This window comes from Rhizobium giardinii bv. giardinii H152, assembly GCF_000379605.1.
Classification (GTDB): Bacteria; Pseudomonadota; Alphaproteobacteria; order Rhizobiales; family Rhizobiaceae; genus Pararhizobium; species Pararhizobium giardinii.
Genome location: NZ_KB902702.1, coordinates 245579 through 261314, shown reverse-complemented (window position 1 = coordinate 261314; position 15736 = coordinate 245579). Strand labels below are relative to the sequence as shown.

12 protein-coding genes and 1 riboswitch are annotated in these 15736 nt (G+C 64.4%); of the genes, 4 read left to right on the top strand and 8 right to left on the bottom strand.

All coding sequences use genetic code 11. The features are described from left to right. Positions 1–48 precede the first annotated feature (48 nt). The 6 genes from A3AY_RS0126000 to A3AY_RS0125975 all read right to left on the bottom strand — a co-directional run bounded on the left by A3AY_RS0126000 (position 49) and on the right by A3AY_RS0125975 (position 8684). Entirely contained in the window at positions 49–1107 is a 1059-nt protein-coding gene (locus A3AY_RS0126000; RefSeq protein WP_018328609.1) for a LacI family DNA-binding transcriptional regulator, read from the bottom strand. Positions 1108–1493: 386 nt separating this feature from the next. After that, positions 1494–3005 carry a M48 family metalloprotease gene (locus A3AY_RS0125995; RefSeq protein WP_018328608.1) on the bottom strand — a complete coding sequence of 504 codons (1512 nt, stop codon included), beginning with the start codon at positions 3003–3005 and terminating at the stop codon, positions 1494–1496. Positions 3006–3290: 285 nt separating this feature from the next. Then, entirely contained in the window at positions 3291–4013 is a 723-nt protein-coding gene (locus A3AY_RS0125990) for a thiamine ABC transporter ATP-binding protein (RefSeq protein ID WP_018328607.1), read from the bottom strand. Further along, the gene (thiP, locus tag A3AY_RS0125985) at positions 4000–5643 is read right to left on the bottom strand and encodes a thiamine/thiamine pyrophosphate ABC transporter permease ThiP (protein ID WP_018328606.1); all 1644 of its coding nucleotides are present in this window, start codon (positions 5641–5643) and stop codon (positions 4000–4002) included. Before thiP ends, A3AY_RS0125990 begins: the two co-directional genes overlap by 14 nt. A 108-nt stretch (positions 5644–5751) precedes the next feature. Next, positions 5752–6762: a thiamine ABC transporter substrate binding subunit gene (gene thiB, locus A3AY_RS0125980; RefSeq protein WP_018328605.1), complete on the bottom strand. Its 1011-nt coding sequence runs from the start codon at positions 6760–6762 to the stop codon at positions 5752–5754. A gap of 39 nt (positions 6763–6801) precedes the next feature. Continuing rightward, a riboswitch (TPP riboswitch) is annotated at positions 6802–6918 on the bottom strand. A 263-nt stretch (positions 6919–7181) separates the two neighbouring features. Beyond that, the gene (locus A3AY_RS0125975) at positions 7182–8684 is read right to left on the bottom strand and encodes an MDR family MFS transporter (RefSeq protein ID WP_018328604.1); all 1503 of its coding nucleotides are present in this window, start codon (positions 8682–8684) and stop codon (positions 7182–7184) included. A 121-nt stretch (positions 8685–8805) separates the two neighbouring features. Here A3AY_RS0125975 and A3AY_RS36140 point away from each other — a divergent pair, with 121 nt between their 5' ends. The 4 genes from A3AY_RS36140 (at position 8806) to A3AY_RS0125955 (ending at position 14364) form a co-directional block, all read left to right on the top strand. Beyond that, entirely contained in the window at positions 8806–9348 is a 543-nt protein-coding gene (locus A3AY_RS36140; protein ID WP_018328603.1) for a MarR family winged helix-turn-helix transcriptional regulator, read from the top strand. 229 nt (positions 9349–9577) lie between these two features. Further along, complete coding sequence (locus A3AY_RS0125965) at positions 9578–10228, top strand: thiamine diphosphokinase (protein ID WP_026203837.1); 651 nt, start codon at positions 9578–9580, stop codon at positions 10226–10228. Positions 10229–10230: 2 nt separating this feature from the next. Next, a complete protein-coding gene (locus tag A3AY_RS0125960) occupies positions 10231–12057 on the top strand; it encodes an ABC-F family ATP-binding cassette domain-containing protein (RefSeq protein ID WP_018328601.1) in 1827 nt (608 codons plus the stop codon). A 132-nt stretch (positions 12058–12189) separates the two neighbouring features. Continuing rightward, complete coding sequence (locus A3AY_RS0125955) at positions 12190–14364, top strand: adenylate/guanylate cyclase domain-containing protein (RefSeq protein ID WP_018328600.1); 2175 nt, start codon at positions 12190–12192, stop codon at positions 14362–14364. A 17-nt stretch (positions 14365–14381) separates the two neighbouring features. Here the strand turns inward: A3AY_RS0125955 and A3AY_RS0125950 are convergent, their stop codons facing one another. Both A3AY_RS0125950 and A3AY_RS0125945 read right to left on the bottom strand, forming a co-directional pair. Further along, positions 14382–14894 (bottom strand): YHS domain-containing (seleno)protein, encoded by a 513-nt coding sequence (locus A3AY_RS0125950; RefSeq protein ID WP_018328599.1) that lies wholly within the window; start codon positions 14892–14894, stop codon positions 14382–14384. A 13-nt stretch (positions 14895–14907) separates the two neighbouring features. Further along, on the bottom strand, positions 14908–15501 hold the full coding sequence (locus A3AY_RS0125945; RefSeq protein WP_026203836.1) for an ankyrin repeat domain-containing protein: 594 nt from the start codon (positions 15499–15501) through the stop codon (positions 14908–14910). Positions 15502–15736 lie beyond the last annotated feature (235 nt).

The following is a 15736-nucleotide window of genomic DNA, read 5'->3' as shown; positions in this document are numbered from 1 at the left end:
CACCGAAGTGCGACATGGTCGAAAGCGCGGGAAAAGCCTGCCGAACTGTTATGACCGTGGGGGTGCGGTGCTGCCCCGGATAACCAGCGTCACGTCGAGGGTTTCCTGCGCGTCGGGCAACGCGTCGTCGAGGATGGCGCTTACCGCCCTGCACGCAATCTCGTCAAATGGTTGTGCAATGGTCGTCAGCCCCGGCTCAGCCGTTGCGGCTTCGGGGACGCCATCAAAGCCGATCACGGAGACATCGCCCGGCACATCGATGCCACGCTCAGTGAGCCATTGCATGGCAAAGAGAGCAATGCGGTCGGACATCGCCAGGATGGCCGTCGGGGGCCGCGGTGTTGCAAACAGGGCATTCAGCGCCGTATCGACGCTCGATCGATCGCTGCGGGTGCCGTGCACCGGCACGCTTTCGCGCTCGATGCCGAACTCCGCCAAGGTCTGCCAATAGCCGAGCAAGCGGTCGCGCGACGTCGATTTCAAGGATCGAGCCTCTTGCCCGGGGGTTGTCGCCCCGACATGATCGTCAAAATGGTCTATTGCCAGAACGGCAAACCGACGATGCCCGAGATCCGCCAGATGTCGCGCTGCCATGGCTGCGCCAGCAAGGTTATCGATGCCGATCACCGGGATCGAGGTGTCCGCGCCGCCGAGCGCCAGGGCGATGAACGGCAACTGTCGCCGCCTTGTCAGTTCGACGAGCCTTTCGCCGCCTTCCACGCACAACAGGATGAAACCATCGACAAGCGCGCTGTTGATGTTCCAGGCCAGTTTCTGCTGGTTCTGCGCCGACACCAGCGCGATGCCGGTGCCGGTGGCGTCGCACACGGCCGCGATCTTCGTCATCAGCACCCGCGCCCACGGATCCTCAAAGAAATACGCCAGCGGCTCGACCGAAGCGACGCCGATGGCGTTGACGCGCCCGGCCCTCAGCAAGCGCCCTTTGATGTCCGGGCCGTTATAGCCGAGCGTCCTGGCGACCCCGAGCACCCGCTCGCGGACTTCTTCGCGTACCACCTCTGGCCGGCTGAAAACGTTCGACGCCGTCCCCTGCGATACACCGGCCGCCTTGGCGACGTCAGCCAGTCTTACATGCCCCTTTGTCAAGGTACCTCCCGCAGCTGCGCAAACCAGCCTTACCCTATCAGAAGGTTGTATCGATTCAAATCCCTTGACATTCCCCTATAAGCGCGTAAAGTTTGAATCGGTTCAAATTTTCCACATCCGATTATTGAATCGATTCAATATGGAGAGTACCATGATCCCGATAGCTTGCCTGTTCAAGGACCTCTACAATGATCGCTGGGGCAATCCACGTTATCCCAATTCCGGGGACACACCTGACTGCGCAGGGCCTTTGCCGCGGCTTCGCCTTCGCCGGCCAAGCGCCTGGTCCCTCACTCTCCCGATCGATCAGCGCCTCAGATAACCGGCAATCGTTCCCAGGCCAGCGGATCCAAACGAGGTAAGAACCGGGCCGTTTCCCCGCTGGCCTATTCCGAGATGATCTTGATCCTGTCGCCCGGCTTGACCGTCGACGTCACCTGCATCGCGTTTATCAGGCGGAAGAGATCAAGCTTGCGGTCGGTGCCCATCATCCGGGCCGAGAGCGTCGCCAGCGTATCGCCGGGCCGGGCCGTGACGACACGGATGCGCAGCGGTTTCAGGGCGGCGGCTTCCTGCGGCGTCATGCGGCGGAAGGAGGCCCGCAGGACCTCGGCGGTCGGCTCGAGGCTCGGCGCGCCCTTCGGTACCGCGGTCAGGAAGCGGTAGATCTGCGTATCGATGCGGATCACCGTGACGTCGAAGTCCCAGCGCTCGGCTGAGGCGCGCGCGGTCGCGGCCTCGAGCCCGTTGATCGTGATCGGCCGGATAGTGTCGGGCTGCAGGCCCGTGACCCAGCCGCTGGCGATATAGTCGGTCAGGCTGCGGCGCTGCGTATCGGCGACGCCATCGAAGCGAATGGCGACCTCGCCCGGTCCGGTCGCCAGCACCGCTTCTGCCTTGTTGTCGATCTGGAACCCGGCCGGCACATCGAATCGAATGCCGAGCTTGCCGTGCAGGAACGTCTGGCCGCGGACATAGCCCTCCTGCGGGCTGTCGCCGTAGAGCAGCCCGTCGATGCCGGCGAGATAATAGTCGCGGCCGCGATCGCCGACCGTTCCCTCCGCGCCGAAAGCCCGCGCATGGCGACGCGCAAGGTCGACGCGCTGCGGCGCGCTCGGGTGGCTCGACAGGAAGTCGAGGCTCTGGTCGCTGTCGGGATCGACCGAGGAAAACCGGCTATAGGCCGCCATCGCATCGAGGAAACGGGCGGCGGCATAGGGATCGTAGCCGGCCTCGCCGAGCATCCGCACGCCGATGACGTCGGCCTGCAGTTCCTGGTTTCGCGAGAACGCCGCAAGCCTGAGCTTGCCGCGCGCAAGCGCCTGCTTGCCGGCGAGATCGCTGGAGAGCACTTCGGAGACGACGCGGCTGGCGATCACCTCCGCCTCCTCGCGCTGCTGCCGCTCGATGCCGTGATTGGCCGTCACATGCGCCATCTCGTGCGACAGCACGGCGGCCACTTCCGACGCGTCATCGGCAAGCGCCAACAGGCCGCGGGTGACATAGAGATAGCCGCCGGGCAGCGCAAACGCGTTGATCGCCGGCGAATTCAGGATGGTGATGCGGTAGGACTGGTTCGGATTTTCCGAGACCGCCGTTAGCGCGCCGGTGATCCGGGCAACGAGACGCTCGGTCTTCTCGTCCTTGTATTCGCCGCCATAGCTCGCGACGATGCGAGGATGCTCGCGGGCGCCGACCTGGGCGCGCGGGTCGTTCTTCTGCACCTCCTCGACGATCTGCGGCGTCGAGGACGGCGCGACCTTCGGCTCATAGGTCTGCTCGATCACCGACTGGCAGCCGGCGAGCAGCAGCATGCCGGCGAGCGCGCTTGCCGCACGCAGGGATACGCCGGAGCTTTTCTCCGAAGACTGCGGATCCGTGCCTGTCGTTCTGTTCATGCCTCAGCTCGTTTCCAGTCTTTCGGGCCAGCCGCGCGAATATCCCTGCGGTCGGCCGCCAGGGAAATTCGATATTCTTTACAGCCGCGTACATAGGTCAGGCGGCCATGACAGCAATAGGACTGCTGTAGCCTATCCACGCCACGCGTGCCTAGCATATGCCCATAGAAATAGTTGCCCCGTGATATCCCTGCAACGGACACGCGAGCATGGCGCCGCGGGGATTTCGCGCTTGGCCGTCGCATAGGCCAACGTTCAAATTGTGGCAATCATCGCAGGCGATGTTCATTTTCCGAGAAAACGCGCGACGACCGGACTGTCGGTGTGATCGAGAAATTGCGCCTTGGATTCGTGCAGCAGGACACGTCCCTCGTCGAGGAAGATGACGCTGTCTGCCAGCGCCCGCACGTCGTCCGGATGGTGCGTGACGACCAGCATCGTATTGCCTTCCTGCGCGTGCAGATCGAGGAGCAGGCTGGTCATGCCGGAGCGCAAGCCCGGGTCGAGCGCCGCGAAGGGCTCGTCGAGAAGAAGGACAGGTTTGCGCCGGACCAAGGCGCGCGCGAGCGCCACCCGCTGGCGCTCGCCGCCGGAGAGCGTCGGCGGCAGCCGCTTGCCGAAGCCTTCGAGCCCGACGCGCATCAGCGCCGAGGCAACCTTTCCGCGCTCCTTCACGCCCAGTCTCAGGGCCGGATCGATGCCGAGCGCGATATTGGTGGCGACGTCGAGATGCGAAAACAGGTTGTGTTCCTGGAAGATCACCGAGACCGGCCGGTCGGCCGGATCGCGGCTGGCGACATTTTCGCCGAGAATCTCGATCACACCCGCATCCGGGGTCTCGAAACCGGCGACGATATTAAGGAGGGTCGATTTGCCGGAGCCCGAGGCGCCGGTAATCGCAACGATCTCGCCTTGCCGGATCGCGCAATCGAAGTGCAGTTCCGTCTTGTCGAACTTCACGCGCACGCCGCCGAGGCGAATGGCTGTCTGCGTGTCACGCTGCGGCATTTTTGCTCCCCTGGTCATACTTCGCCGCAGATGGCGTGCCGGCGATGGTCAGCGCGAGGCAGACCAGGCCGAGAAACAGCGCAAGCCCCGCCGCATCGGTGGAGCGGTAGCTGCCCATCCGGCTATAGAGCAGCCAGGGCAGCGTGACCATATCCTGCGACCCGAACAGCGCCACGGCGCCGAGATCGCCGAGCGACAGGGCGCAGGCAAAGGACAGCGCCATCAGCACCGGCCTGCGCAGCACCGGCCAGTCGACAAACCGCAGCCGGTGCCAGCCGCCGAGACCGAGGCTCGCGGCAAGCCTGCCGGTGCGGGCCGAATGGCTTGCCATGGCCGGCTCCAGCACGCGGTAGACGAAGGGCAGCGCCATCAGCATGTTGATCAGGATGACCAGCAGCGGCGCAAAGGCGGCGACATCGCCGAGCGGCCGCAGCAGCAGGAACCACCCCGCCCCCAGCACGACGGGCGGCACCAGCAGCACCAGCGACGCACTCATGGAAATAAGGCCGGCAAATCCGCGATTGAGCTTCGGTGGGCGTCTCGGCGCGAGCGCGACCTGCCGCGAACGGATCATCAGCGCCGTCGCCGCGACGCAGAGCGTGCCTGACACAAACGCAATGACAAGGCTGGTGACAAAGGCCCGCTGCGCCATCGGATCACCCATGAGCTTCCAGAGATCGGACTGCAGACCGGAGGCGATGACGGAGCCGAGCGGCAGTGCAAGGAACAGCACGGCCAATACGATGGCCAGGCCGTCGCCCGCCTTGCCGGAGAGATTGCGGCCGTCGAAGCGCCTGACCTCGCGGCCGCTGCCATGGCCTTCCTCCACGCTTGGCGTCAACAGGCGCATCGCCACCAGCAACACCCCCGTCAGGGCAATCTGTAGCAGCGACAGGGCGATCGCACGCGGCGGATCGAAATCGAAGCGCAGCGCCTGATAGATCGCCACCTCGATGGTACTCGCCGCCGGCCCGCCGCCGAGCGTCAGCACCAGGGTGAAGCTGGTGATGCAGAGCATGAAGATCAGGCCGGCAATGCCCGGCAGCAGTCCGCGAATGGCAGGCCACTCGATGAAGCGGAAGATCGAAAGCGGCCGCATGCCGAGATTGGCGCCGACCAGCCAGTATTCGCCGGGAATCCGTTCCAGCCCGCCGAGCATCAGCCGCGCGGCCAGTGGCAGGTTGAAGAACACATGCGCCAGCAGGATGCCGGACAGGCCGTAGATGCTGATCGGCTGATCCAGCCCCAGCCAGGCAAGCGCCGTGTTGAGCAGTCCCTGCCGTCCCCAGATACCGATCAGCCCCAGGGCGGCGACCAGCGCCGGCAGGCCAAGCGGCAGCGCCAGCAACCGGATGATCCAGACACGCGCGGGAAAGGACGGTTGCCGCGCCAGCGCGCGGGCAACGGGAATGGCGAGCATGATCGACAGGAATGTCGACAGCGCGGCCTGCAGCAGCGTGAACCGCGTGACGCGCCAGACATAGGCGTCGAACAAGCCGGCTTGCCCCGCCGCACCCGGCTCATCGAAGGCAAGCAGGGCATAGGCGGCGAGGCAGACGAACAGAACGATGCCGCCGAGGCAGAGCGCGCCGGCGGCAACCGTGAAACGTCTCTCAATGCGCTCGATCATAGGAGCCTTATCGGTTTTCGATGCGTTATCCGGCCCCTCACCCTCGCTCTCTCTCCGCTCGCGGGGAGAGGGGCACTTGCACAGACGAAACGATCATCACCTGCTGTCTCAGTTCTTGCTCATGGCGGCGAGCCACTCGTCGATCCAGGCCTTGCGGTTGGCGGCAACCTCGTCCGAGGACATGAGGAAGGTCTTTTCCGGATTGACCAGCTTGCCGAAAGCATCCGGCAGCGGCTCCTTGGTGGCGGCCACCGGCATCATCCAGTTGGTCGTCGGGATGATCGACTGGAATTCCGGTCCGGTAGCGAAGGAAAGGAAATCCCTGGCAAGCGCCGGGTCCTTGGCATTCTTCGTCATGCCGGCCACTTCGATCTGGATGTAGTGACCTTCCGAAAAGGCCGCCGCCTGATAGCGTTCGGTGTTTTCCGCCACCATGTGGTAGGCGGGCGAGGTGGTGTAGGACAGCACCATCGGCGCCTCGCCCTTGGTGAACAGGCCGTAAGCCTCGGACCAGCCGGGCGTAACCGTCAGAACGCGATCCTTGAGCTTCGCCCAGGCGCTACCTGCCTGATCGCCATAGACCGACTTGACCCACAGCAAGAGACCAAGGCCCGGCGTCGAGGTGCGCGGATCCTCGATGACGATCTTCTGGGCGGGATCGCCCTCGACCAACTCCTTCAGGCTCTTCGGCGGCTCCTTCATCGTCTCGGTGTCGTAGATCACTGCGAAGTGGCCGTAGTCGTAGGGAACGAAGGTATCGTCGGTGAAGCCGCCGGGCACCTTGACGGCGGAGAGATCGAGGCCATGCGGCGCGAAGAAACCGGTCGCCTTGGCTTCGGAGACGAGATTGGTGTCGAGGCCGAGCACGATATCGGCCTTGGAGGCCGCACCTTCGAGCTTCAGCCGGGTCAAAAGCTCGACGCCGTCGGCGACGCTGACATACTCGACCTTGCAGTCGCAGGTCTTCTCGAAGGCTTCGGCAACCTTGGCGGCCGGGCCCCATTCGCTGGTGAAGCTTTCATAGGTGTAGACGGTCAGCGTCCTGTCGGCGGCCGCAACGGAAGACGCCGTGGTGATTGCGGCAATTGCCGCCAGAAAGGGAATGAATGCCTTGCGCATCGGCGCCTCCTTTAAATCCAAGTGTTGGGAATAGGGCGCTGAAATGTGCCGTCTAATCCCTCCGCCGGTGCAAACCGGATCAGGTTCCGCGGGTTGGCTTGTCAAAGCCTCTCAGCCGAACGTTCAAGAGAGCGAACGGCACCCCGTTAGAGCAGCAGAAGATTTAGACGCCGGTGAAATTCTTGGCAAGGGGCCACGAGCGACCTCCGGACAATCGCTCCGACACGCCAAGAGGCTTCACCCTCTGGACCTCGTGAAATCTCCCCTCGATGATACTGGTGGCCGGAGGCGACCACTTGCGCGGTCAAGCCCCTCCCCCTTGTGGGGAGGGGTTGGGGAGGGGACTTTCTTTTCAGCGAAAAAGAACCCCTCACCTCCGCTTCGCTCCGACCCTCTCACAAAGGTCATGATCAGACTTCTCAACCCACCACCTTCTGCGGCAACTTCACCGCCTTGAGGCTGATCGCCGAGACAAGCGCGATCAGCGAGATACCGACGGCCGTCAAAAACAGCGGCTGGAAGGCGGCCGTGTAGCTTTCGGCGACCAGCCGGCGGGTTGCCTCCGGCAGTGCCGAAAGCATCAGCGGCGTCAGCTTTTCGATGTCCTCGACGCCCGGGATCGAGACTGCGCCGCGTGCCAGACCGGCGGCGATGATGGCGCCGTAGATGGAGATGGCGATCGAGGCGCCACCCATGCGCGACAGGGTCACGGCACCGGTGGCAGCGCCGACATCGCCGCGCGACGCCATGTTCTGCACGCCGATGACCGGCACCTGCTGGCCGAAACCTATGCCGATGCCGTGCAGCGCCATGATGGCGCCGATGATGAAGAGCGGCGTCCCGGGGTGGACCTGCGTGAACATCAGCAAGGCCAGGGCCGTCAGGCTGGCGCTGACGATCGCAAACGGCTTGTAGCGGCCGGAGAGCGCTATCAGCCGCCCCGCCGTCAGCGAGCCGACGACGATGCCGCCCGTCAAGAGGACGAAGAGAAGCCCGGCCGCCGACGGCGTCAGGCCCGTCGTCGTCTGCAGGAACAGCGCGAAATAATTGACCATGCCGATGCCGACGGCGCCGCTCATCAGCGAAATCACCAGCATCAGGCTGAAGGTCGGGTTGCGGAACAGCGTCAGCGGCACGATCGGCTCCGGCGCGCGCCGCTCGACCAGCACCCAGGCGACGACGCAAAGCGTGCCGATCACGACGACCGCAAGGCTACCTGGCGAAAACAGCGAGCCGAACAGTTCCGCGCCGTCGCCCAGGAGCACGACGCTGGTCGCAGCGCCGGCGATGAGAAGCGCCCCGGCATAATCGATCGTCGGCAGCCGCGTCGGTCGGCGATAGGGCAGGAAGAAGAACAGGCCGGCAATCACGAGCAGCCCGATCGGGATATTGACGAGGAAGATCGACCGCCAGCCGAACAGGTCGCTCATCGTGCCGCCGAGCACCGGGCCGATGGCGCCGGACGCCATCAGCACCAGGCTCGAATAGCTCTGGTAGCGGGCGCGCTGGCGCGGCTCGAACAGGTCGGCGGTGATCGAGAAGATCGACACCATGATGCCGCCGCCACCGAGCCCCTGCAGCACACGCGCCGCGATCAGCGTGTTCATCGACACGGCGAGACCGCAGGCGACAGATCCCAGCGTGAAGATCGCCACCGCCGCAAGCATCACATATTTGCGGCCGAACAGGTCGCCGAGCTTGCCGTAGAGCGGCATCACCGCGCAGGTGGCGAGCAGATAGGCCGAGCCGATCCAGCCGAACCGCTCCATCTCGCCGAATTCGGCGACGATGGTCGGCAGCGCCGTCGCGACGATCTGGTTGTCCAGCGTCGCCATGAACAGCGCCGTCATCAGGAAGAGGAAAAGCGTCAGGCGAAGCGCGTGGCTCGAAACGAGCCGCGCCGGTGCGGCGTGCATGTCCATGGGAAGGCTCCGGTTGCGGTAGGCATTTTATGTGCTATTAGCATATAATTGTCAACAGCACATTTATGCGAACCGCATATTCCGGCTTTATGGCGGTGTCGCGCTTTGCTATGGTCCGTTCATGGAACACGACACACCGGAAAAAAAGACAGGCGGCGAAGATGGCGAGGCGCACCGCGCCTTGATCGGCCGTTCGATGGGGCGCTGGCGGCTTCTGGTCGGGCGGCGGGTGCTCGCCCGCCTGGCAATAGACAATGTCGCGCCGGGGCTGGAAATCTCCCACCTCGACGTGCTCGATGCGGTCCGCCGCGCCGAGCCGGAGGGCGAGGTGACGGTCGGCACGATCGCCGATTTCATGCGCATCGACCCCTCGCGCGCCAGCCGCATCGTCTCCGACATGGTGGCGCGCGGCGCCCTGCGGCGGGAAGCCTCGCAGGCCGATGCCCGGCGCATCATCGTCGTCATGACCGACCTCGGCAAGAAGCTGATGCGCGAGGTGCAGGCGGTCAAACGCGGCGTGATCGAAACCATCCTCGCCGACTGGCCGGCGGACGATGTCGCCGCCTTTGCCGTCCTGTTCGACAAGTTTGTCGCCGGCATGGAACGCATCCATCAAAACCGCGAAAACGCCGGACATGGCGACAAGCCGGCAACCGGCGCTTGAAAGCACCTCATAGGCCACCCGCTTGCGTCAATCTCCCTCTTCTCCCCGTCGGGGAGAAGTGCCGAGCGCATGCGAGGCGATGAGGGGGTCTCCGCGGCGATTTCGGCGCCAACCGCACCCCCTCATCCGGCGCTTCGCGCCACTTTCTCCCCGCCGGGGAGAAGAGGGAGGAACAAAACCCCGCCCGCCTCTTCCCCTTCGGCCCCTGTTTAAGCTATGGCCTTGCGCCATGAGCAAACAGGCTTTCGTGATATTGATGGGCGGCGAGCTTACGCCGACGGATCGTCTGGCGGGACATCTGAGAGGCGCGCGCGTCATCGCCGCCGATGGCGGCATGCGGCATGCCAAGGCGCTCGGGCTTTCGCCGGAGCTCTGGGTCGGCGATTTCGATTCCACGACGCAGGCCCAGATCGACGAATGGCCGGACATTGCGCGTCAGCCCTATCCCGCCGCCAAGAACGAGACGGACGGCGAGATCGCCACGGCGGAAGCCGTGGCGCGTGGGGCAAGGCGTTTGGTCTTTGCCGGCGCGCTCGGCGGCGAGCGCAGCGACCATGCCTTCATGCATCTTCTCTACGCCGTCAAGCTGGCCGAGGACGGCCTCGACGTGCTTCTGACCTCCGGCGAGGAAGAGGCCTATCCGCTGCTGCCCGGCACGTGCGACATCGACCTGCCGAAGGGCAGCCTGTTTTCGGTTCTCGGCCTTGAAACGCTGGCCGGCCTCTCGATTACGGGCGCCCGCTATCCGCTTACGGATTTCCATCTGCCGTTCGGTTCTTCGCGCACGATTTCCAATGTCGCCGAAGGCACCGTCCGCTTCACCCTTTCCTCCGGCCGGGCCATCGTCCTTGCCCGACCTTATGACCTTTCGGGAGCCTGACCGTGGCGCCGCCTATTCTGAAACTCGACGATATCTTCCTTTCCTTCGGCGGCACGCCGCTGCTTGCCGGCGCCAACCTGCAGGTCGAGCCCGGCGACCGCATCTGCCTCGTCGGCCGCAACGGCTCGGGCAAGTCGACGCTTTTGAAGATCGCCGCCGGCCTTGTCGAGCCGCAGACCGGCGAGGTCTTCCGCCATCCGGCCGCAACCGTCCGCTATCTCGAACAGGCCCCGGATTTTGCCGGCTACGCCACCGTGCAGGCCTATGCCGAGGCGGGCCTTGGGCCGGGCGACGACCCTTATCGCGTCACCTACCTGCTCTCGCATCTCGGCCTGACCGGCGAGGAAAACCCAAACGACCTGTCCGGCGGCGAAGCCCGCCGCGCCGCCCTTGCCCGCGTCATGGCGCCGGAGCCGGACATCCTCCTGCTCGACGAGCCGACCAACCATCTCGACCTGCCGACCATCGAATGGCTGGAAGGCGAACTGCAGAAGACCAGAAGCGCGCTCGTCCTCATCTCGCACGACCGGCGCTTCCTCGAAAAGGTCTCGACCGCCACCGTCTGGCTCGATCGTGGCCAGTCGCGCCGCCTCAATCAGGGCTTTGCCTTTTTCGAGGCCTGGCGTGATCAGGTGCTGGAGGCGGAAGAACTGGAGCAGCACAAGCTCGGCAAGGAGATCGAGCGCGAGGAGCACTGGCTGCGCTACGGCGTCACCGCAAGGCGCAAGCGCAACATGCGCCGCCTCGGGGCGCTGCAGGACCTGCGCTCGAAATATCGCGGCCACAAGGGGCCGCAGGGCACCGTACAGGCCACCGTTACCGACGCGCAGGAATCGGGCAAGCTGGTGATCGAGGCCGAAAAGATCACCAAGGCCTATGGCGAGCGGGTGATCGTCGCGCCGTTCGCGATCCGCGTCCATCGCGGCGATTGCATCGGCCTCGTCGGCCCGAACGGCGCCGGCAAGACGACACTGCTCAAGATGCTGACCGGCCAGATCGAACCCGACAGCGGCACAGTCAGGCTCGGCACCAATCTGGAGATCGCCACGCTCGACCAGAAGCGCGAGGATCTGAACCCGGAGGAAACGCTCGCCCATTACCTCACCGACGGCCGCGGCGAAAACCTGCTGGTCAACGGCGAGCAGCGCCATGTCACCGGCTACATGAAGGAATTCCTGTTCCAGCCGGAGCAGGCGCGCACGCCGATCAAGAACCTGTCGGGCGGCGAACGCGCCCGCCTCATCCTCGCGCGCATCCTGTCGCGCCCGACCAACCTCCTGATCCTCGACGAACCGACCAACGACCTCGACATCGAGACGCTCGACCTTCTGCAGGAAATCGTCGCCGGCTTTTCCGGCACCGTCATCCTCGTGTCCCATGACCGCGACTTTCTCGACCGCACCGTCACCTCGACCATCGCGCCCGCCAACCCGGACGCGCCCGACGGCCGCTGGATCGAATATGCCGGCGGCTATTCCGACATGATGGCGCAGCGCAAGGGCGCGCAGGAGGAAAAGAAGCGCGCCGACAAGGCCGAGAAAGCCAGGTCCGCCGACAATGGCAGTTCCGCCGCCGCCCCGAAGGCGGCCAGGGGCAAGCTCTCCTTCAAGCAGAAATTCGCGCTGGAAAACCTGCCGAAGGAGATGGAAAAGGCGCAGGCCGAGATCGACCGGCGCGAAAGGGAAATGGCCGACCCCACCCTGTTTTCCAAGAACCCCACCCGCTTCTCCACCCTCGCCACCGAACTCGAGAAACTGCGGGCATCCATCACGCAGATGGAAGAGGAATGGCTTGAACTGGAGATGCTGCGGGAAGAACTGGAGGGGTAGTAGGCCCGAGCAATTTGATCCGGCGACCCAATAATCGCTCTTCCGCTTGTCGGTGAAGCTGCGCCTGCGGGCCTTTGACGTGGTAGAATGCCCGGCTTTCGCTTGTCGACGATCGAAAGGGTGGGCAGAGACATGGAGAGGCGGCTCACCGCGATAGTTGATTCCGATGTGGTCGGCTACAGCCGGCTCATGGGAGAGGACGAGGGCGGCACGCTGGCCCGGCTGAAGGCCTGCCGCCGGGAGGTGGTCGATCCCGCTATCGAAGAGTTCCACGGCCGGATCATCAAGCTGATGGGCGATGGTGCGCTGGTTGAGTTCGCGAGCATTGTCGACGCCGTCCAGTGTGCCGCGGCGATCCAGCGGAAAATGGCCGGCCGCGATCAGGGCGTATCCGAGACACGGCGAATTCAGTTTCGCATCGGCGTCAATCTCGGCGACATCATTGTCGAGGGCGATGACATCTATGGCGACGGCGTCAACATCGCCGCCCGACTGCAGGGGCTGGCCCAGCCCGGCGGCATCTGCATATCCGGCACAGCCTTCGATCACGCGGTCCACAAGGCCGATGTCGGCTTCTCGGCTCTTGGTGAGCAGCACCTGAAAAATATCGCCGACCCGGTTCGCGTCTACCGCGTTCTGCTCGACCCCTCGCAGGCGGGAAAAGTCGTTACCGCTGGACGCCGACCGGGTCGACGGGCCATGATCCTGGCAACGGTCGCAGCGCTGCTGATCACGGCCGTCGCAATTGTGTTTACATGGCAAGGGGCGTTTGCGCCGCAACGGCTGTCCGTCGCGGTGTTGCCGTTCATCAATTTGAGCGGCGACCCGGACCAGGACTATTTCACCGATGGCATTACCGACAACCTGATCACCGATCTCGCCAAGCTCTCGGACCTTGACGTCATCGCCCGCAATTCGGTGTTCGCCTACAAAGGTAAGGCCCGCGTTCTGCCCGAAATCGGCCGCGATCTCGGCGTCCGCTTCGTTATCGAGGGCAGCGCGCAGCGGACCGGCGAAAAAATCCGCGTCAATGCGCAACTGATCGATGCCGCAAGCGGCGACCATCTCTGGGCGAACCGATTTGACCGCGCCGCGGGAAGCGTCTTCACCTTGCAGGACGAAATGAGCCGGCAGATCGCCGAAGCGCTCGGCCTGCAACTCACTCAGTCCGAGACCGAGCAGCTTGCCCGTCCGCCGACCGCAAATCTCGAAGCATATGACTACTACCTGAGGGCCGAGCAGGCGGCGCGCACCGGTCGCCGGTCCCGGATGCTCGAGGCTCTGGCGCTCTTTGACAAGGCGGAGGCGCTCGACCCGGGTTTTGCAGACGCCTTCGCAGCCGACGCCCGGGCCACCGCTTATGTCTGGCGCAGCGCCTACGACGACGTCCTCCAAAGCGCGCTGGCGCGAAAAAGAGCCTACGACAAGGCGAGCCGCGCCCTGGCGCTCGATCCCGACCTGTCGTCGCCCTACGCCGTTCTTGCCGTCATGCAGGTCGTCGACCGCCGCTACGAGCAGGCGATCGCCACGGCGCAGCAGGCCGTGTCGCTTGGCTCCGCCGATGCCGAAGCGCAAATGGCGGTTGCCTACGTTCAATTGTTTGCCGGCAACCATGCCGAAGCTGCAGTCGCCGTCGAGACCGCGCTGCGATACGATCCGAACCTCTCCGCCGTTGATCGGCTCACGGCAGGTCTGGTCTTTTACCTGCTGCGCGACAACACGAAGGCCTTCGACAATTTTGAACGCGCTCGCGATGGTTCGCCGGGCAACGGCGATTTCGCAACGCCGCTCGCTCTGGCCTATGTCGGGGCCGGTCGCATTGATGATGCCCGCGCGGTCGTCGCCGATGGTCTACGCCTATTTCCCCGAAGCGATTGCCTGGCGGGCTGGCGGCTCAGCTTTGGCCATTTCCGCAACGAGCGGGATCTCGCCTCCATCCTCGATGCCCTGCGCGAGGCCGGCCTGCCGGAATGGCCGTTCGGCTTCAAGGGCGACGAGCGTGACCGGCTGAACGGTGACGAGATCGCAAGCATCGTCGTTGGCAAACTCCTGCGGGGAAAGACCGAGCCCTCGGGAAGCCCGGCGCTCATGCAGATCGAACCCGACGGCAAGGCGGCATTCCGCTCGATGACGCAGATGATGACCGAGCGCGTCTTCGTCAAAAGGGACATGCTCTGCGAGCAAAGTGAAAATGCCTTCGGTCAGGCCGATTGCGGTCCGGTCTACAGGCGAACAGAGCCGCCCGGCGAAACCGGCTATACCTACGCCAACTCCAGCAAGGTCTTCCACTTCTCACCGACGGAATAGACGCGATCCCGTCGTGGTTAGTGATACTGGTCCAGTTCGAGATTGGCGGCGACCTTCGGCCAGTTTTCCTCGGCCTTCGGCACTTCCTCAGCCGCGTGGGCGGCGAACCACTCCGCCGCGTCCTTGGCGTAGATCAGGTAGAGCTTGCCATCGATGATCTTGAAGGCTTCCGGATCGATATTGATCGTGACCGACCCGAGCGCGACCTCGCCCGCGCAGTAACCGCCATATTGAGGCGCATATTTGGTTGGTTCGGTGATGAACATTTCGCGGTGTTTCTCATTGGCGAAATGCCACGGCGTCCCCAGCCATTCGTAGGAGAATTTCTCGGAGCCCTTCGTCGCTCTGCCTTCGGTGAAATAGGCTACCGTGTCGTATCCCATGATCGCCACGCCGCCGAAGTAGCCGGTGTTCACCGAGTCGTCGGCGAAAGCCGATGATCCGCCGGCGGCCGCTGCGCCAACCACGGCGAACAACGCCACTGAACCGCGAATGCCGCGCGTGAAGCGCCTTTTGCTTATCGCATCCATTTGTGTCTCCTGTTCAATCGCGAATTTCCATGCACTTCGCGTAATCTTGCTCACCGAGAAAGCTGGCCGGAGGGCAGGTCGCGCCATGCCGCTTGAAAAGCCGGACGATGTCCGTGTTGCCCTTCCAGAATGCCCGCGTGATCGGCGTGTAGCCGTGCACCTCCGCCTTGCCGACATCGGCGCCCTCGGTGATCAGAAACGTCGCCAGGGCGACGTGATTTTCCTCGCCCGCGACCATCAGAGGCGTCACACCGGCTTTGTTGGCCGCATCGTCGAGCGTCGCGCCGTGGTCGAGCAAGAGCTTGCTGATCGGCACACTGCCGGAAAAGGCCGCGGCGTGAAGCGGCGTGAAGCCGCCCGAATTGCGCGCCATGGCATTGGCGCCTTTGCCGATCAGCAATTCGGCGATCGCGGGCTGGTCGGCGAGAGCGGCGTTGATGAGAGGCGTTGCCTGGTCGGGTGCCCGAGCGTCGACAGCCGCGCCCGCTGCAAGTGCCTGCTCGACGGCGCCGGCATCCCCGGCTGCAACGGCATCAAACAAGCGATCCCCCGCGGCCACCATCGTCGCCGCGAACATCAACGCTACCAATGCCAGCAACCCGCGCATGACAGTGACCTTCGACATCGCCGAACATAGCACACGCCCCGGATTTTGGGTAGGCAGCGCGTTCCAAACAGTCCGAGATTTAACGGTTCCAGTTCGAACTGGGACGGCAAAGTGCCCCAAGGCCCGCCTGTTCCGTGGCTGCACGATAACCGCTCCGTGCCTCGAGGCGAAGCTGCAGTCCTACCACTGCCACGCGCCGGCCTCCGCGGTGGCGTCGTCAGCGACCGGCCCAAAT